Genomic DNA, 17,262 nt, shown 5'->3' with positions numbered 1-17,262 from the left:
TGCCGGCAAGAGCTTACGCTATATTTCGCCGGCATCGCGATCATGTTTGGAAACAAGCGTTAATCGTTGCCGCGGATGCCGCCGATGCGGATCACGAACAGCGTCGTGTCATGGGTAGGCTGGGCAAGCAGGCTGGGCTGGATAGGCAGGGTGACGGCGTCGCGCTCGACCAGCAGCGTGTCGAGCGGACCAAGGCGAGCCGGTTCGGCGGCGGCGATGACCACCTCCCCGTCCAGGCACAGGATGAGGGTCGTGCCGGGCTCCGTCCGGATTTCCATTGGGGCAGAAACGGCCAGGCGTTCGACCGAGTGCGTCGTCCTGCCGCGGCGGGTCATGACGTTGAGGTCGGTGATCGGCCCGCCAACCAGCTTGGCGGCCGTCGGTACGTCGGCCGGAAAGGAAAACAGGGCGGTTGTCCTGTTGACCGATGTCGGCGGGCGGCCGGCAATATCGAGCACGATGCCGTCGCCTTCAAGTATGGCGAGCGTGCGATCGATCCCGGCAAACTGCGAGAATGGGCCGCTGCCTTCGACGCGCGCCATCGAGACGCGCCAGTCGAAATCGTCGAGCTCGGCACCGGCGGGCGAGACGGCGATCTCGGTCGTCGTGCCGCCGCCGTTCTTCCACCGCATGACGCGGTAATCGGCGGCGCGAAGGATGCGCATGAGTTCAGCCTGTCAACCGAGAATGCCCGGCAGGTTGAGCTGGTGCTCCCTGGCGCAGTCGATGGCGATGTCGTAGCCGGCGTCGGCGTGGCGCATGACGCCGGTCGCCGGGTCGTTCCACAGCACCCGCTCCAGCCGCCTTGCGCCGTCCGGCGTGCCGTCGGCGACGATGACCATGCCGGCATGCTGGGAAAACCCCATGCCGACGCCGCCGCCGTGATGCAGCGATACCCAGGTGGCGCCCGACGCCGTGTTGAGCAGCGCATTGAGCAGCGGCCAGTCGGAGACGGCATCCGACCCGTCCTTCATGGCTTCGGTTTCGCGGTTGGGCGAAGCGACCGAACCCGAATCGAGGTGATCGCGGCCGATGACGACCGGCGCCTTGAGCTCACCCTTGGCCACCATCTCGTTGAAGGCGAGGCCGAGCCGGTGCCGGTCGCCGAGACCGACCCAGCAGATGCGCGCCGGCAGCCCTTGAAAGGAAATGCGCTGGCGCGCCATGTCCAGCCAGTTGTGCAGATGGGTGTTGCCCGGCGTCAGTTCGCGCACCTTGGTGTCGGTCTTGTAGATGTCCTCGGGATCGCCCGAAAGTGCGGCCCAGCGGAACGGACCGATGCCGCGGCAAAACAGCGGCCGGATATAGGCGGGCACGAAGCCGGGGAAGGCAAAGGCGTTCTCAAAACCTTCGTCCTTGGCCACCTGGCGGATGTTGTTGCCGTAGTCGAGTGTCGGCACGCCGGCGTTCCAGAACGCCACCATCGCTTCGACATGTTCGCGCATCGAGGCGCGGGCAGCCTTTTCGACCGCCTTGGGGTCGCTGACGCGCTTCTCGCGCCACTCGGCCATGGTCCATCCCTTCGGCAGATAGCCGTTGATGGGGTCGTGGGCCGAGGTCTGATCGGTGACCATGTCGGGGCGGATGCCGCGCCTGAACATTTCGGGCACGATCTCGGCCGCATTGCCGAGCAGGCCGACCGACTTCGCCTCGCCAGCCTTGGTCCAGCGCTCGATCATCGCCATCGCCTCGTCGAGCGTCTCGGCCTTCTCGTCGACATAACGGGTGCGCAAGCGGAAATCGATCGAATCAGGATTGCATTCGATCGCCAGGCAGCAGGCGCCGGCCATGACGGCGGCCAGCGGCTGGGCGCCACCCATGCCGCCGAGGCCGCCGGTCAGAATCCACTTGCCCTTGAGATTGCCGCCATAGTGCTGGCGGCCGGCCTCGACGAAGGTCTCGTAGGTGCCCTGCACGATGCCTTGCGTACCGATGTAAATCCACGAGCCGGCCGTCATCTGGCCGTACATCATCAGGCCCTTCTTATCGAGCTCGTTGAATTTATCCCAATTCGCCCAGTGCGGCACCAGGTTGGAGTTGGCGATCAGGACGCGGGGCGCATCCGCGTGCGTGCGGAACACACCGACCGGCTTGCCGGACTGCACCAAGAGCGTCTCGTCCTCGCCAAGTGTCTTCAGCGAGGCAACGATGCTGTCAAAATCGTTCCAGGTGCGCGCCGCCCGGCCGATACCGCCATAGACGACCAGTTCGTTGGGGTTCTCGGCGACGTCGGGATCGAGATTGTTCATCAGCATGCGCAGCGGCGCCTCGGTCGTCCAATACCGGGCATTGAGCTTGTCGCCGCGGGGGCTGCGCACTTCGCGGATGTTGTGGCGAGGATTGGTCATCATTATCCCTTTCAAGCAAGACGGCGGCGCGTCAGCGCGCTGCCCAGTCGATCGCGGTTTCGAGGATGGTCTTCAGCGTGGCGCGGATCGGCGCCGCATAGGTGGCGTCGTAAGGGACCGGCCAGTTCTCCGGCGAGCCCTTCTCGTCGGGCTCGCGCATGTAGCCCCGGTTGGAGAGTTCCATCTGCAGCGCATGGACACTGTTCTGCGGCTGGCCGAAGCTGCGCGTGATCCAGCCACCCTTGAAGCGACCGTTGATCACCCAGCTTTCGCCGGTGCCGGCCAAGATTGCAGCCACCTTCTCCTGCAGCGCCGGGTTGGCGCTCTTGCCGTCATTGGTGCCGAGATTGAAGACCGGCAGCGTGCCTTCGAACAGGCGCGGCAGCACCGAGCGGATCGAATGACAATCGTAGAGGACGGTCTTGTCGTGCATGCCGCGCAGCCGGGCGATCTCGGCCTGCAGGGCGGCATGGTAGGGCTCGAAATAGGTTTCGCGGCGCCGGTCGATTTCCGCCGGTGTCGGCTCATCACCCATGCGGTAAAGCGGGTCGCCATCGAAGGTCTCGGTCGGACAGAGTCCGGTCGTCGTCTGGCCGGGATAGAGCGAAACACCCGAAGGGTCTCGATTGACGTCGATCACCGTGCGCGAAATGGCGGTGTGGACGATCGTCGCGCCGAGGTCGGTGGCAAAATCATAAAGATTGTCGATCCACCAGTCGCAGTCGCGGCGTCCGAGCCAGGGCGACACCAGTCGGTTTTCGAGGCCGGCGAGGTCGATGCCGGTGTGTGGGATCGACACCAGCAACGGCGCGGTGCCTTGTTTTACTGTCAGCCAAGGAGGTGTCATGCGAAACCTCCGCAGGTTGGAGCTCTACGGCGCCCCCCTCTGTCCTGCCGGACATCTCCCCCTCTTGGGGGGAGATTGGCTGTCACGCCGGCTTTCGCCAATCGCNCCCCTCTGTCCTGCCGGACATCTCCCCCTCTTGGGGGGAGATTGGCTGTCACGCCGGCTTTCGCCAATCGCCAGCGTGGGAGAACGGGCGGCGCCAAAGAAGCTGCTGATCTCCCCCCTTGAGGGGGAGATGTCCGGCAGGACAGAGGGGGGCGCGACAGAACTCGATCTATCAGAGCGTGCCGTCTCACGATGCAATTCCCGGCAACGCCACCGCACCCGCCGCCCTCACGGTCGCGCCGCTGCGGACCATGGCGATCGCCTTTTCCATGTCGGGGTGGAAGTGGCGGTCGTTGTCGAGATGCGGCACCTCGTCCCGGACCAGCTTGCGCACGGCTTCCAGCGCATCGCTCGAGGCCAGCGGGGCATGGAAATCGCAGCCCTGCGCGGCGGCCAGCAACTCGATGCCGATCACCGCGGTGGCATTCTCGACCATGCCTATCAGGCGGCGGGCGCCATGCGCGGCCATCGAGACGTGGTCTTCCTGGTTGGCCGAGGTCGGAATGGAATCGACGCTCGCCGGATAGGCCTTCTGCTTGTTTTCCGAAACGAGCGCGGCCGCCGTCACCTGCGGGATCATGAAGCCGGAGTTCAGGCCGGGCTTCGGCGTCAGGAAGGCCGGCATGCCGGACAGCGCGGGGTCGACCAGCATGGCGATGCGGCGTTCCGACAGCGAGCCGATCTCGCAGACCGCAAGCGCGATCATGTCGGCGGCGAAGGCCACCGGCTCGGCGTGGAAATTGCCGCCGGAAAGCGCGGTGTCGTCCTCGGCGAAGATCAGCGGATTGTCGGTGACGCCGTTTGCTTCGGTGCCGAGCGTCTCGGCGGCCTGACGCAGCACGGTGAGCGCAGCGCCCATGACCTGCGGCTGGCAGCGCAGGCAGTAAGGATCCTGCACCCGCTCGTCGCCGACACGGTGCGATTCCCTGATGGCGCTGCCGGCCATCAAATTGCGCAGCGCGTCCGCCGTCTCGATCTGGCCGGGATGCTTTCGCAGCACATGGATGCGAGGATCGAAGGGCGCGTCGGAGCCCCTGGCCGCGTCGGTCGAGAGCGCGCCGGCAACCAGCGCCGACTGGTAGAGCACTTCGGCCTCGAACAGGGCGGCGAGCGCATAGGCGGTCGAGAACTGCGTGCCGTTGAGCAGCGCCAAACCTTCCTTGGCGCCCAATGTCACCGGCTCCAGCCCATGCGAGACGAAGGCGACCTTGGCCGGAAAGCGGCCATGCGGGGTGAAGCATTCGCCGACGCCGATCATCACCGCCGTCATGTGCGACAGCGGCGCGAGATCGCCGGAGGCGCCGACGGAACCTTGCGCCGGCACCACCGGGATGACGTCGTTGGCGAGCATTGCCTCGAGCAACTCGATCGTCTCGGAGCGGACGCCGGAGGCGCCCTGCGCCAGGCTCGCAAGTTTCAGCGCCATCATCAGCCGGGCCACGGCAACCGGCATCGGTTCACCGACGCCGGCGGCGTGCGACAGCACGATGTTGCGCTGCAAGGTCTCGAGATCACTGGCCGGGATGCGGACGCTGGCCAGTTTGCCGAATCCGGTGTTGATGCCATAGACGGGCTCACCCTTGGCGACGATCCTGGCGACGGCCTCGGCACTCGCCTTGATCTTTGGACGGCAGGCGTCGTCGAGTTTTGGCACGGCGCCACGATAAATGGCGCGCCAGTCGGCCAGCGTCGCATTGCCGGGCTTCAGGGTCAGTTCGGTCATTGTCCTCTCCAGATGCGGGCATGGAGCGGGTTGAAGCCCATGCGGTAGACGAGTTCGGCGGGGCGCTCGATGTCCCAGATCGCCAGGTCGGCGGATTTTCCGGCTTCCAGCGTGCCGGCCTCGTCGAGAAGGCCAAGCGCACGCGCGGCCTCGCGGGTGACGCCGGCAAGGCACTCATCGACGGTCAAGCCAAAGAGCGTCGCCGCCATATTCATGGTGAGCAACAGCGAGGTGAGCGGCGAGGTGCCGGGATTGCTGTCCGTCGCCACCGCCATCTTCACGCCATGGCGGCGGAACAAGTCGACAGGCGGCTTCTTCGTTTCGCGGATGAAATAGTAAGCGCCGGGCAGGATGGTCGCCACCGTGCCGGCCTTCGCCATCGCGGCAGCGCCCGCCTCGTCCGTGTATTCGAGATGATCCGCCGACAACGCGCCATAGCGCGCGGCAAGTTCGGCGCCGTGCAGGTTGGACAGTTGGTCGGCATGAAGCTTGACCGGCAGGCCCAAGGCCTTGGCGGCATCGAAAACGCGCGCCATCTGCTCCGGCGAGAACGCTATGCCTTCGCAAAAACCGTCGACCGCATCCGCCAGTCCTTCGGCGGCAACCGCCGGAACAATCTGCTTGGCGACCAGATCGATAAAAGCGTCCTTGTCCCCCTTTGCTTCGGGCGGCAGGGCATGCGCAGCCAGACAGGTCGCGCGGATCGTCACCGCCCGTTCTGCGCCCAGCCGGCGGGCGGCGCGCAGCGACTTCTTTTCATTGTCGAGATCGAGGCCATAGCCCGATTTTACTTCGACCGACGTGACACCCTCGGCCATCAGCGCATCGAGGCGCGGCAGCGTCTGGGCAACGAGCTCATCCTCGCTGGCGGCGCGCAGCGACTTGACCGAGGACACAATACCGCCGCCGGCCCGGGCGACTTCCTCATAGGTCGCGCCGTCCAGCCGCATCTCGAATTCGTTGGCGCGGTTGCCGGCATAGACAAGATGCGTGTGGCAGTCGATCAGGCCCGGCGTGATCCAGCGGCCGTCGCAATCGACGGTCTCGGCGCCCCGCAAAAATGCCGCCGGCATCTCCGATTCCGGGCCGGCATAGACAATGCGGCCATCGCGTGCGGCGACCGCGCCATGTTCGACGACACCAAGTCCGGCGGAACTTTCGGCCATGGTCGCCAGGCGCGCATTGCGCCACAGACGAAGATCCCCTGCCCGGCTTTTGCTCTCTGCGGCCATCATCTTTTCCGTTTCAATCGGCGGCGATTATGTATATACATATTGAAACACACTGCAAGTGCTATCATCGCATGCAAGACAGGGAAGCGGAGAGAAAAAAGTGACAGCGATCCTTGCGGAACAGGCTCTCCTTCCCGATGGCTGGCACAACAATGTGCGGATCATTTTCGCCAATGGACGCGTTACGGCCGTCGAGCCCGGAGCCGTTGCATCGGCCGGCGACGAGCGTCATTCCATTGTGCTGCCCGGCATGCCCAATTTGCACAGCCACGCCTTCCAGCGCGGCATGGCGGGGCTTGCCGAGCTTCGCGGCCCTTCCGCAGACAGTTTCTGGAGCTGGCGCGAGGTGATGTACCGCTTCGCGCTGTCGATGACGCCCGACCAGGTCGAGGCGGTTGCCGCGCAGCTCTATGTCGAAATGCTGGAGGCCGGCTTTTCACGGGTCGGCGAATTTCACTATCTGCATCATGATCGTGACGGAAAACCCTACGCCAATCCTGCCGAGATGGCCGAGCGGGTCGCGGCAGCGGCCGGCGAAACCGGCATTGGCCTGACGCTGCTGCCGGTGTTTTACGCGCATTCGTCTTTTGGCGGCGCGGCTCCAAACGAGGGCCAGCGGCGATTCGTCAACGATGTGAATCAGTTCTCCCGGCTCGTTGAGAAAAGCCGCGAATCGGTTCGCGCGTTGAATCAAGCTGTCGTCGGCGTCGCACCGCACAGCCTGCGCGCCGCGACGCCCGAGGAACTCACGGCCATCGCGGCACTGGCGCCCGATGGGCCGATCCACATTCATGTCGCCGAGCAGGTGAAGGAAGTCGAAGACTGCCTCGCCTGGTCCGGTGCGCGTCCGGTCGAATTCTTGCTCGCCAACGCTGAGGTCGACCAGCGCTGGTGCCTGATCCACGCCACCCACATGACCGATGCGGAAACCATCGGCATGGCCAGGAGCGGCGCCATTGCCGGCCTGTGCCCGATCACCGAGGCCAATCTCGGCGACGGCACCTTTGCCGCACCGTTGTTCCGGGAACATGGCGGGCGCTTCGGCATCGGCTCCGATTCCAACGTGCTGATCGGCCTGCCCGACGAATTGCGCCAGCTCGAATATTCGCAGCGCCTCGCCCACCGCGCCCGCAACGTGCTGGCGATGGCAGGCGGTTCGACCGGGCGCGCGCTGTTCGACGCGGCACTCGACGGAGGCAGCGTCGCGCTTGGCGCCGGCACCTCGGAGATCGCCCCTGGCGCCGCCGCCGATCTCGTCTCGCTCGATGCCGACAACGCCTCGCTNAGGCGACGCGATCCTCGATGCCTGGATCTTCGCCAACGGCAGCAAGGTCGATTGCGTCTGGGTGCATGGGCAAAAGCAAGTCAGTGCCGGCAAGCATGCCAAGCGCGAGGCCATCGCCGCGCGGTTTCGCAGCGTCATGACAGCACTTTCAGCATGAACGCGGTCGCAATAGCGGATGCCGACATCGGCGGCGGCTCGCTCCACCAGCGCATCCTGTCCGACATCAGCGAGAAGATCCTGTCCGGCACGTGGGCGCCCGGCCATCGCATCCCGTTCGAGCATGAACTGACTGACCAATATGGCTGTTCGCGCATGACGGTGAACAAGGCACTGTCGCAGCTGGCCAAGGCCGGGCTGATCGAACGGCGGCGGCGCTCCGGCAGTTTCGTCCGCCAGCCGCAGTCGCAGGCGGCGGTGCTGGAAATCCACGACATCAGGATCGAGGTCGAAGCGCTTGGCCTAGCCTATCGCTACGAGCGCGTAGCGCGGCACAAAAGGCGCAGCACCACTGAGGATCGCGGCCTGCTGGAACTCGACGCCGCCGGATCGGTGCTGGCGCTGGAATGCCGGCACTTCGCCGGCAAGCGGCCGTTCGCGCATGAACAGCGGCTGATCAACCTCGCCGCCGTGCCTGGAGCGGCCGACGAAGAATTTCTCGATGTCGCGCCTGGCCCGTGGCTGATCGGCCGCGTGCCGTGGAGCGAGGCCGAGCACCGCATCCGCGCGGTTGCCGCCGACAGGCACATCGCGGCAGCGCTCGACATCGGCGCCGGCGCGCCTTGCCTGGTGGTCGAACGACGGACATGGAGCGCCGAACACCCGGTCACCCATGTCCGCTTCACCTACGCGGCCGAGAGCCACACGCTGGTGGCAAGGTTCAGGCCGCAGGGGTAGCTGATCTCCCCCCTCGTGGGGGAGATGGCCGGCAGGCCAGAGGGGGGCGTCGTAGAGCGCGACCCTCGATTTTGCCTGCCATGAACTTACTCGAAAAACGGAAAGGCCGGCGGGACAGCGCCCCTCTCTGCCTTGCCAGGCATCTCCCCCACGAGGGGGGAGATTGGCGGTTTCAACGCCTCAAATCGCCGCCGTGATAATGATCTCGACCAGATATTCCGGGCTGGCGAGCTTGGCTTCGCCGGTGGCGCGGGCGGGCGTGTGGCCATTTGGCACCCACTTGTCCCATTCCGCATTCATCTCGGCGAAGGTGCCCATGTCGTCCAGCCAGATGATTGCTTGCAGGATCATGGTCTTGTCGGTGCCGGCCTTGGCCAGCAACTCGTCGATGGTCGCCAGGATATCCCGGGTCTGCGAGGCAACGTTGCCGCCCGGCTCGCCGACCTGGCCGGCCAGGTAGACGGTGTTGCCATGGATGACGATCTGGGTCATGCGCGGACCTACATCGATGCGACGAATGCTCATGGGATGTTTTCCTTCCTTTTGTCAGTCGCGCCTCTTTAGAGTCGCGACTTGCTTCGGGCAAGGCCGCCGGCCCGAATCCCCTTGGACCAGCCAGGGACAGGATTCACGGCAAGTTGAGCCGCCGGCCGCAATTCCGCCGGATTGGCTTGTTGACTAATGTAATAACATCACATATCCAACCGGCCTCTGCATGCAGCCGGATGTGACCTGCCCACGGAATGATATGACCCAGACCTGCCTGACATTCCGTGACCTGACGCTGGGCTACAACAGCCATCCCGCGATCCATCACCTCGACGGCACGATCCGCAAGGGTTCGCTGACGGCCGTGGTCGGCGCCAACGGTTCGGGTAAGTCGACGCTGATGAAGGGTATTGTCGGGGTTCTCAAGCCGATGGCCGGCAGCGTGATCCGGGCGCCTGGCGTGCGCGCCGCCTATCTTCCCCAGCAATCGGAACTCGACCGTTCCTTCCCGGCGCGCGTCGTCGATCTGGTCTCGCTCGGCCTGTGGCCGAAGCGCGGCATGCTCGGCCGCTACACCAAGGAAGACCGCGAATCCGTCAGCCAGGCGCTGATGGCGGTCGGCCTCGGCGGTTTCGAGAAGCGGCCGATCGACACGCTGTCGGGCGGGCAGTTGCAGCGCACATTGTTTGCCCGCGTGCTGCTGCAGGATGCCGACCTGATCCTGCTCGACGAGCCGTTCAACGCCGTCGACGCCAAGACGGTCGGCGACCTGATCGCGCTGATCAAGCGCTGGCATGGCGAGGAACGCACCATCATGGTCGTCGTCCATGACCTCGACCTGGTGCGCCAGAATTTCCCCGAAACGCTGCTTTTGGCCCGCCAGCCCATCGCCTGGGGCGAAACCAGGGAAACGTTGAAGCCGGAAAATCTTTTGCGCGCACGCCGTTTCCACGAGGCCTGGGAGGAAAACGCTCCCTGGTGCGAACCGGACGAGCACGCCCATGGGCACGATCATCATGGACACGACCATGATCATCAGCACGGCGCCGGACCGAGGGCTGCCTGATGGACACGCTCTACGGTCTCTTGATCGCACCCTTCGCCGATTTCGCCTTCATGCAACGGGCGCTGGTCGGCTCGCTGATGCTGTCGCTCGGCGCCTGCCCGGTCGGCGTCTTCCTGATGCTGCGGCGCATGAGCCTGTCCGGCGATGCCATGGCGCATGCCATCCTGCCGGGTGCGGCCGCGGGCTTCCTGTTCTATGGGCTGGAAATCCTGCCGATGACGATTGGCGGCCTGATCGCCGGCGTCATCGTCGCGCTCGGCGCCGGTGCGGTCTCGCGCTTCACCATCCAGCGCGAGGACGCCTCGATGGCCGCCTTCTATTTGATCTCGCTCGCCATCGGCGTGCTGATGGTGTCGATCCGCGGCTCCAGTGTCGATCTCATGCATGTGCTGTTCGGTACCGTGCTGGCACTCAACAACGAAGCGCTGACGCTGATCGGCGGCATCGTTGCGGTAACTCTAGCCAGCCTTGCCATCTTCTGGCGGGCATTGGTCGCCGAATGCCTCGATCCGCTGTTCCTGCGCTCGGTCAGCCGCATGGGCAGTCCGGTGCACTTCATCTTCCTCGGCCTCGTCGTGCTCAATCTGGTCGGCGGCTTCCAGGCGCTCGGCACGCTTCTGTCGGTCGGGCTGATGATGCTGCCGGCCGCTGCCGCCCGCTTCTGGACCGTGCGCGTCGAGCCGATGTGCGTGCTGGCCGTGCTGATCGGCTTTGCCTCCTGCATCGCAGGGCTGCTGTTGTCCTATCACGCCTCGCTGCCGTCCGGCCCGGCCATCATCCTGTCGTCCGGCGTCGTCTATTTCGCCTCGATCCTGTTCGGCACGCGCGGCATTCTGCGCGCCCGCATCATCCACCACCGTCACAGAACGGCCTGATCCCCGCCCCCCAAAGGAGACTTGACCATGCTGAAATCACTCCGTGCCGCCCTGGTGATGAGCGTTATAACATTAACCACCTTTGGCGCATCATCGGCCTTCACGGCACCGCTGAAGGTGGTCGCCAGCTTCACGGTCATCGCCGATTTCGCCAAAAACGTCGGCGGCGACCGCATCGATGTCACCACCATCGTCGGGCCTGATGGCGACGCACATGTCTACGAACCGAGCCCGGCCGATGCTGTGGCCATGGCCAATGCCGATATCGTGCTGGTCAACGGCCTGCATTTCGAAGGTTTCCTGCAACGGCTGGTCGATGCCAGCGCGACCAAGGCCTCGATCATCACCTTGACCAAGGGGGTCACGCCGATCGACTTCAAACCTGAATTCGCCGACGCGGACGCCGCCGAAGGCGCCGGCACCGGCGGCGGCAAAACGGTCACCGACCCGCACGCCTTCCAATCGATCGCCAACGCCAGGATCTATGTGAAGAACATCGCCGAGGCCTTCTGCGCGGCCGATAGCGACGGTTGCGTCTCCTACCAGACCAATGCCGCGACCTACACCAAGAAGCTCGATGCGCTGGAAGGCGAAGTGAAGGCGGCGATCCAGTCGATCCCGGCGGCGAAGCGCGTCGTCATCACCTCGCACGATGCGTTCGGCTATTTCGAGCACGCATACGGCCTGACTTTCCTCGCCCCGCAAGGCATCTCGACCGATTCCGAACCGTCAGCAGCCGACGTCGCCAAGCTGGTCACGCAGGTGAAGCAGGACAAGGCGGCCGCGATCTTCGTTGAGAACATCACCAATCCGCGCCTGATCGAGCAGATCGCCGATGAAACCGGCATCAAGGTGGGCGGCACGCTGTATTCGGACGCGCTGTCGCAGCCCGACGGCCCGGCCTCGACCTATATCGACATGATGCACAACAACATCCGCCAGATCAAAGGCGCGATCCTCGGCAGCTGAGGCGAGCCAGCGCTATCCAATCGGGTCGCATTGGCCCGGTTGGATTTTTCCGCGCACAATGGCTATTTGGCTGAGAATTTTCTCGATGCGGATTGCCGCGCATGCAGGGCGGTGGCAAGACTGCGTCCAGACCAGATTGCGAGGATGCTGCCATGGAATACCGCGAGATCAGTGAAGACTATTCGGTCTCGGGCCAGATCCAGCCCGAAGACGCCGCCGCCATCAAGGAAGCCGGCTTCAAGAGCGTGATCTGCAACCGCCCCGATGACGAGCAGCCCGGCCAACCTTCGGCCGACACGGTGAAGGCGGCGGTGGAAGCCGCCGGTCTCGCCTTCCGCTACATTCCAGTCATCAGCGGCCAGATCACCGCCGAGAATGTCGAGGATCAGGCCGAGGCGCTGGACGAGCTCGAAGGCCCCGTCTTCGCTTATTGCCGTTCCGGTGCGCGCTGCACCAATCTTTACGGGCTGATCCAGCAGTCGAAAGCTTAAATCGGCAGCGCGCCCGTTTCCTTCAGCGTTTCCAACACGATCGCCGTCTTCACATGCTGGACGGATTCGTGCGGCAGGAGCACGCCGTTAACGAACTCCGATAGTGATTTGAGATCGGGCGTCACTACTTTCAGGATGTAATCCATCTCGCCAGTCAGCGCGTGCGCCTCCTGCACTTCCGGGAGCCGTGCCAGCAGTTCGCCGAAGCGCCGTGCATTGTCGCGGTTGTGGGTGGCCAAGGTCACCGAGATGACGTTGACCAGCGAGAAGCCGAGCTTGTCGCGGTCGAGTACGGCCCGATAGCCCTTGATATAGCCGTCTTCCTCCAGCCGCTGGCGGCGGCGCGAGCATTGCGACGCCGACAAGTTCACACGCTCCGAGAGATCGTTGTTGGTGAGCCGCGCATCGCCCTGCAGCAGCGCCATTATCTTGCGGTCAAATTGATCAATGCGCGCCTCATCCATGGTATTTCCTCACAACATGCACACTTCACGCATGAGATGATCATTTCAAGCGTTTGAATGCAAGCACCATGCACCGGCTCCGCGCTATGATGGCGGCGGATGGCTTTTTCAGGCCAAGCAGCTTCCGGAGGAATATCATGGGTCCCTTCCCGCACGACGCCCCGCCCGCCAAAATCAGCAAGGACAACCCCGCCGGCACCGATGGCTTCGAGTTCGTCGAGTTCGCGCATCCGGAGCTGCGGAAACTGGCCGAACTGTTCACCCGCATGGGTTATGTGGCGGTGGCCAGGCATCGCACGAAAGACATCACCGTCTGGCGCCAGGGCGACATCAACTATCTCGTCAATGCCGAGCCGGGCTCGCACGCGATGAAGTTCGTCGACAAGCATGGTCCCTGCGCGGCTTCGATGGCCTGGCGCGTGGTGGATGCCAAGCACGCCTTCGATCACGCCGTTGCCAAGGGCGCGACGCCCTATCAAGGCGACGACAAGGCGCTCGACGTTCCGGCGATCGTCGGCATCGGCGGCTCGCTGCTCTATTTCATCGACATCTATGGCAAGAAGGGTTCGGCTTATGACGCCGAGTTCGAGTGGCTCGGCGCGCGCGATCCGCGGCCGCAAGGCGTCGGCTTCTATTACCTCGACCACCTGACCCACAATGTCTATCGCGGCCAGATGGACAAATGGTGGGATTTCTATCGCAATCTGTTCGGCTTCAAGCAGATCCACTTCTTCGATATCGACGGCAAGATCACCGGCCTGGTCAGCCGCGCCATCACCTCGCCCTGCGGCAAGATCCGCATTCCGCTCAACGAATCCAAGGACGAGACCAGCCAGATCGCCGAGTACCTGAAGAAGTACAATGGCGAAGGCATCCAGCACATCGCGGTCGGCACCGACGAGATCTACGCCGCCACCGACAAACTCGCCGACAACGGGCTGAAATTCATGCCCGGCCCGCCCGAGACCTACTACGAAATGTCGTATGACCGCGTGAACGGCCATGACGAGCCGATCGAGCGAATGAAGAAGCACGGTATCCTGATCGACGGCGAAGGCGTGGTCGACGGCGGCATGACCAAAATACTTTTGCAGATCTTCTCGAAGACCGTGATCGGCCCGATCTTCTTCGAGTTCATCCAACGCAAGGGCGACGAAGGCTTTGGCGAAGGCAATTTCCGCGCGCTGTTCGAATCGATCGAGCAGGACCAGATCAAGCGCGGCGTGATCAAGGTGCAGGCGGCGGAGTAGAGCGACGCGACACCGGCAACTTGCAGTACGATCGATTATGACCTAAATTATAGTCATAAAGGATCGTACCCATGAATGTTTCCATCGCCGAGGCCAAAGCCAAATTGTCGGAACTCGTCAGTCGCGCGGAAGCCGGTGAGGAGATCGTGCTCACGCGCCACGGCAAGGTGGCCGCGCGTATTGTGCCGCCAGCAGTGGCCGAACCCCTGCCGCGTATTGGCGCGTTGAAGGGCAAGATCTGGATAGCGGACGATTTTGACGAACTCGGTCCAGAGTGGGACGAGTACGTGAAATGACGGTCGGCCCGTTTCTCGCCGATACACATATCATCCTCTGGTCGATTTCGGACGATCGACGTCTTAGCGAACATCACCGCGCCATTCTGGCTTCGGAAGCGGTGGTTTTTGTGAGCGCGGCAAGCGTTTGGGAGATTGCCATCAAACGTTCGATCGGAAAACTCGATGCGCCGGATGACCTTCCAGTGCTGCTTCCAAGGATGCGATTTCAGCCGCTCGCCATCACGTTGCAGCATGCGAATGCGGTTGGCGACCTACTCCGGCATCATGGCGATCCATTTGACAGACTGCTGATTGCGCAGGCCCAAATCGAGAAGTTGACCATCATGACATCCGATCCGCATTTTGCCCGTTACGACGTCGCTTTGACTTGATCAGCGGGGTCCTTGATCTCACAAGCCCAGCCGCTCCACCTCGGCCTGCCTTAATTTCAAATCATAATCGAGCAGGAATTCGTCGAGCTGCGGCGGCGCGACCGAGGTGCCGGACAGCATCGCGTGCACCTGGCCGCGATGGTGGATGTCGTGCAGAAAGACGTGAGCAAGGATGTCACCGATTTTTTCCGAGATCATGCCGTCCTCGCGCCGGTCGGTGATGACGCGGCGATCGAGATCGGCCTCCGACAGGGTATCGCAAAAAGCGATCAACCGCCGGTCGGCCGCAAGCTGGGCGGCAAACAGCGCCCGGGCTTCCTCGAAGGGCACGTAGTCGTCATGGGCCGCCGCTCCGACACCGCCTTCTTCGAGAAAATCGAGATAGAGATGATCGACTGCGAGGATATGGTTGAGCGTCGCCTTGATCGACCGGAAGAAGCTGCTGCGCTCGGCCTCGAATTCGCCGGGCTCAAGCGCAAACACGGCGCGATAGAGCCGGTCGTTCGACCAGAGATTGTTGCCCGCCATGCGGCGCAGATGGTCAAGAAGATTCATGGCTGAACGCAGGCCCTCATCGCTCGTATTTCTCTACCCTCTGCTCGATCGCGCCGAAGATCGAATGGCCGGCTCTGTCCTTCATCTCGATACGTACCGTGTCGCCGAAGCGCAGGAATGGCGTCTTGGGCTCACCCGACACAATGGTCTCGATCATGCGCAGTTCGGCGATGCAGGAATAGCCTGTGCCGCCCGCCGAGACCGGCTTGCCCGGCCCGCCATCGAGCTTGTTGGAGACGGTGCCGGAGCCGATGATGGTGCCGGCAACCAGCGGCCGTGTCCGGGCGGCATGGGCGATCAGCACCGGAAAATCGAAGGTCATGTCGACACCGGTATTGGCGCGGCCGAACGGTTTGCCGTTGATGTCGGCGAGCAGCGGCAGGCTGACCTTGCCGCCGTCCCAGGCGTCACCCAACTCATCGGGTGTCACCGCGACCGGCGAAAAGGCCGAAGACGATTTCGACTGGAAGAAGCCGAAACCCTTGGCCAGCTCCGGCCCGGTCAGTGCGCGCAGCGTGACATCGTTGACCAGCATGACCAGCCGGATCGCGGCGCATGCTTCGTCGAGGCTGGCGCCCATCGGCACGTCGTCGACGATGACCGCGACCTCCGCCTCCATGTCGATGCCGAAGGCCTCGTCAGCCATGCGGATCGGATCGCGCGGTGCGATGAAAGAGTCCGAGCCGCCCTGGTAGATCAGCGGATCGGTCCAGAAGCTCGCCGGCATTTCGACGCCGCGCGCCTTCCGCACCAGTTCGACATGGTTCACATAGGCCGATCCGTCGGCCCATTGATAGGCGCGCGGCAGCGGCGAGTGTGCATCATGCTCGTGAAAGCGCACCGACGGCACCGCATTGTTCTCCAGCGATTCCGCAATTGTCGAGAGATGCGGTGAGATCCTGCGCCAGTCGTCGAGTGCCGCTTGAAGCGTACGCGCCAGGAACGAGGCGTCGGTGTACTGCGTCAGGTCGCGCGAGACGACGACGAGTTTTCCGTCACGCGTCCCGTCCTTCAATGTGGCAAGCTTCATGCGGTTTCCTCTCCTGATGCGGCTTTGGCGCCGCTTTGGTTGTTTATTTTGCGCATGATCTTTTCCGAAAACCGGTTTCCACTTTTCGCTGACGCGGTCCTTCGGTTCGGGATCATGCTAGTTCCACAACAAGGCCGTCGCGAGCGATCGTCAAGTCGCCGGCCCATGTTTTCCTGACAGCGGCGACCCAGTCGGCATCGCCGATTTCGGCATCATCAGCCGGGATGAGATGGTTGAGCACCAGCCGCTTCACGCCGGCATCGCTGGCGATGCGCCCGGCCTCCTCGGCAAAGCTGTGGCTGGCGAGGAGATGTTCCCTGAGCCGCGCGCCGTTGCCGGTTCGGGCGACCAGCCGCTCGATCCCCTCTTCCAGCATGGCTTCGTGGACGAGGATGCCAGCCCCTTCGGCGAAATCGGCAAGCGGCGGAAAGAAGGCCGTGTCGGCGGAAAACACCGCGCTTTTGCCGTCATGATCGAAGCGAAGGGCAAAACAATCGGTCACCGGTGGATGGTCGACGCGTAGCGCCGTCACCTTCAGGCCGCTTTGCCTAAGCACCTGGCCCTCGCCGAATTCATTGATCGAAACCAGATCGCGAATGTCGGGCCGACCTTCGTCGGCGATGCGGGTTTCGATGTCGAATTCCATCGCCTGGCAGAAGCGATGCCAATAGTGGCCGGTGCCGGGCGGGCCGAACACGCTGACCGGGCTCGCCAGCCCCGCTGTCCAGGCGGTGTGGATCAGCGGCCCCAGTTCCAGCACATGGTCGGAATGCAGGTGCGTGATGAAGACAAGGTCGAGTGCCTTCAGGCTGATGCCGGCATCGACCAGACCGCGCGTGACGCCAAGCCCGCAATCGACGACGATGGTCCGTCCGCCGATCTCAAGCAGCGACGAACTCGGCCACGGTCCGCCCGGCCGCAGCGCCGGGCCACCTTTCGAGCCTAACAGCACCAACCGATCCCGCATTG

General features: G+C 63.7%; 18 protein-coding genes. 8 read left to right on the top strand and 10 right to left on the bottom strand.

Features of this window, described 5'->3' with window-relative positions; translation table 11 throughout:
• Positions 1 to 59: 59 nt before the first annotated feature.
• The 5 genes from X741_RS138785 to hutI form a co-directional block, all read right to left on the bottom strand.
• Entirely contained in the window at positions 60 to 665 is a 606-nt protein-coding gene (locus X741_RS138785; protein ID WP_023780528.1) for a HutD family protein, read from the bottom strand.
• Between the two features lie 12 nt (positions 666 to 677).
• A complete protein-coding gene (gene hutU / locus X741_RS138790; protein ID WP_023780527.1) occupies positions 678 to 2,348 on the bottom strand; it encodes a urocanate hydratase in 1,671 nt (556 codons plus the stop codon).
• Between the two features lie 31 nt (positions 2,349 to 2,379).
• Positions 2,380 to 3,195 carry an N-formylglutamate deformylase gene (gene hutG / locus X741_RS138795; protein ID WP_023780526.1) on the bottom strand — a complete coding sequence of 272 codons (816 nt, stop codon included), beginning with the start codon at positions 3,193 to 3,195 and terminating at the stop codon, positions 2,380 to 2,382.
• Between the two features lie 292 nt (positions 3,196 to 3,487).
• Positions 3,488 to 5,023, bottom strand: coding sequence for a histidine ammonia-lyase (gene hutH / locus X741_RS138800; protein WP_023780525.1), 1,536 nt, complete (start codon positions 5,021 to 5,023; stop codon positions 3,488 to 3,490).
• The gene (hutI, locus tag X741_RS138805) at positions 5,020 to 6,255 is read right to left on the bottom strand and encodes an imidazolonepropionase (protein WP_023780524.1); all 1,236 of its coding nucleotides are present in this window, start codon (positions 6,253 to 6,255) and stop codon (positions 5,020 to 5,022) included. Before hutI ends, hutH begins: the two co-directional genes overlap by 4 nt.
• 100 nt (positions 6,256 to 6,355) lie before the next feature.
• Between hutI and X741_RS1000000171245 the strand changes: the two genes are divergently transcribed.
• A complete protein-coding gene (locus X741_RS1000000171245; RefSeq protein ID WP_245272800.1) occupies positions 6,356 to 8,434 on the top strand; it encodes a formimidoylglutamate deiminase in 2,079 nt (692 codons plus the stop codon).
• Between the two features lie 180 nt (positions 8,435 to 8,614).
• On the opposite strand, the gene X741_RS138815 is transcribed toward X741_RS1000000171245, so the two are convergent.
• Positions 8,615 to 8,959, bottom strand: a complete 345-nt coding sequence (locus X741_RS138815; protein ID WP_023780522.1) for a RidA family protein — start codon at positions 8,957 to 8,959, stop codon at positions 8,615 to 8,617.
• A 223-nt stretch (positions 8,960 to 9,182) separates the two neighbouring features.
• Here X741_RS138815 and aztA point away from each other — a divergent pair, with 223 nt between their 5' ends.
• The 4 genes from aztA to X741_RS138835 all read left to right on the top strand — a co-directional run bounded on the left by aztA (position 9,183) and on the right by X741_RS138835 (position 12,324).
• Positions 9,183 to 9,989 (top strand): zinc ABC transporter ATP-binding protein AztA, encoded by an 807-nt coding sequence (aztA, locus tag X741_RS138820; protein ID WP_023780521.1) that lies wholly within the window; start codon positions 9,183 to 9,185, stop codon positions 9,987 to 9,989.
• The gene (gene aztB, locus X741_RS138825; protein WP_023780520.1) at positions 9,989 to 10,864 is read left to right on the top strand and encodes a zinc ABC transporter permease AztB; all 876 of its coding nucleotides are present in this window, start codon (positions 9,989 to 9,991) and stop codon (positions 10,862 to 10,864) included. Before aztA ends, aztB begins: the two co-directional genes overlap by 1 nt.
• Positions 10,865 to 10,891: 27 nt before the next feature.
• Complete coding sequence (aztC, locus tag X741_RS138830; RefSeq protein WP_023780519.1) at positions 10,892 to 11,833, top strand: zinc ABC transporter substrate-binding protein AztC; 942 nt, start codon at positions 10,892 to 10,894, stop codon at positions 11,831 to 11,833.
• Between the two features lie 152 nt (positions 11,834 to 11,985).
• Entirely contained in the window at positions 11,986 to 12,324 is a 339-nt protein-coding gene (locus X741_RS138835) for a TIGR01244 family sulfur transferase (RefSeq protein ID WP_023766546.1), read from the top strand.
• Here X741_RS138835 and X741_RS138840 read toward each other — a convergent pair.
• The gene (locus X741_RS138840) at positions 12,321 to 12,788 is read right to left on the bottom strand and encodes an Lrp/AsnC family transcriptional regulator (protein WP_023780518.1); all 468 of its coding nucleotides are present in this window, start codon (positions 12,786 to 12,788) and stop codon (positions 12,321 to 12,323) included. The two genes, X741_RS138835 and X741_RS138840, sit on opposite strands and share 4 nt — an antisense overlap.
• A gap of 137 nt (positions 12,789 to 12,925) precedes the next feature.
• On the opposite strand from X741_RS138840, the gene hppD reads away from it, so the two are divergent.
• The 3 genes from hppD (at position 12,926) to X741_RS138855 (ending at position 14,708) form a co-directional block, all read left to right on the top strand.
• Positions 12,926 to 14,038, top strand: a complete 1,113-nt coding sequence (gene hppD / locus X741_RS138845) for a 4-hydroxyphenylpyruvate dioxygenase (protein ID WP_023780516.1) — start codon at positions 12,926 to 12,928, stop codon at positions 14,036 to 14,038.
• A gap of 71 nt (positions 14,039 to 14,109) precedes the next feature.
• Positions 14,110 to 14,334, top strand: coding sequence for a type II toxin-antitoxin system prevent-host-death family antitoxin (locus tag X741_RS138850; RefSeq protein ID WP_023780515.1), 225 nt, complete (start codon positions 14,110 to 14,112; stop codon positions 14,332 to 14,334).
• Positions 14,331 to 14,708 carry a type II toxin-antitoxin system VapC family toxin gene (locus X741_RS138855; protein WP_023780514.1) on the top strand — a complete coding sequence of 126 codons (378 nt, stop codon included), beginning with the start codon at positions 14,331 to 14,333 and terminating at the stop codon, positions 14,706 to 14,708. The genes X741_RS138850 and X741_RS138855 overlap by 4 nt, the downstream gene beginning before the upstream one ends.
• Before the next feature lie 18 nt (positions 14,709 to 14,726).
• On the opposite strand, the gene X741_RS138860 is transcribed toward X741_RS138855, so the two are convergent.
• The 3 genes from X741_RS138860 to X741_RS138870 all read right to left on the bottom strand — a co-directional run bounded on the left by X741_RS138860 (position 14,727) and on the right by X741_RS138870 (position 17,260).
• The gene (locus X741_RS138860) at positions 14,727 to 15,263 is read right to left on the bottom strand and encodes a DinB family protein (RefSeq protein WP_023780513.1); all 537 of its coding nucleotides are present in this window, start codon (positions 15,261 to 15,263) and stop codon (positions 14,727 to 14,729) included.
• Between the two features lie 16 nt (positions 15,264 to 15,279).
• Positions 15,280 to 16,293, bottom strand: coding sequence for a fumarylacetoacetate hydrolase family protein (locus X741_RS138865; protein ID WP_023780512.1), 1,014 nt, complete (start codon positions 16,291 to 16,293; stop codon positions 15,280 to 15,282).
• A gap of 112 nt (positions 16,294 to 16,405) precedes the next feature.
• On the bottom strand, positions 16,406 to 17,260 hold the full coding sequence (locus X741_RS138870) for an MBL fold metallo-hydrolase (RefSeq protein WP_023780511.1): 855 nt from the start codon (positions 17,258 to 17,260) through the stop codon (positions 16,406 to 16,408).
• Positions 17,261 to 17,262: the final 2 nt, after the last annotated feature.

It is taken from the genome of Mesorhizobium sp. LNHC221B00 (assembly GCF_000502935.1).
Lineage (GTDB): Bacteria > Pseudomonadota > Alphaproteobacteria > Rhizobiales > Rhizobiaceae > Mesorhizobium > Mesorhizobium opportunistum.
This window is presented reverse-complemented; position numbering and strand designations above follow the sequence as displayed.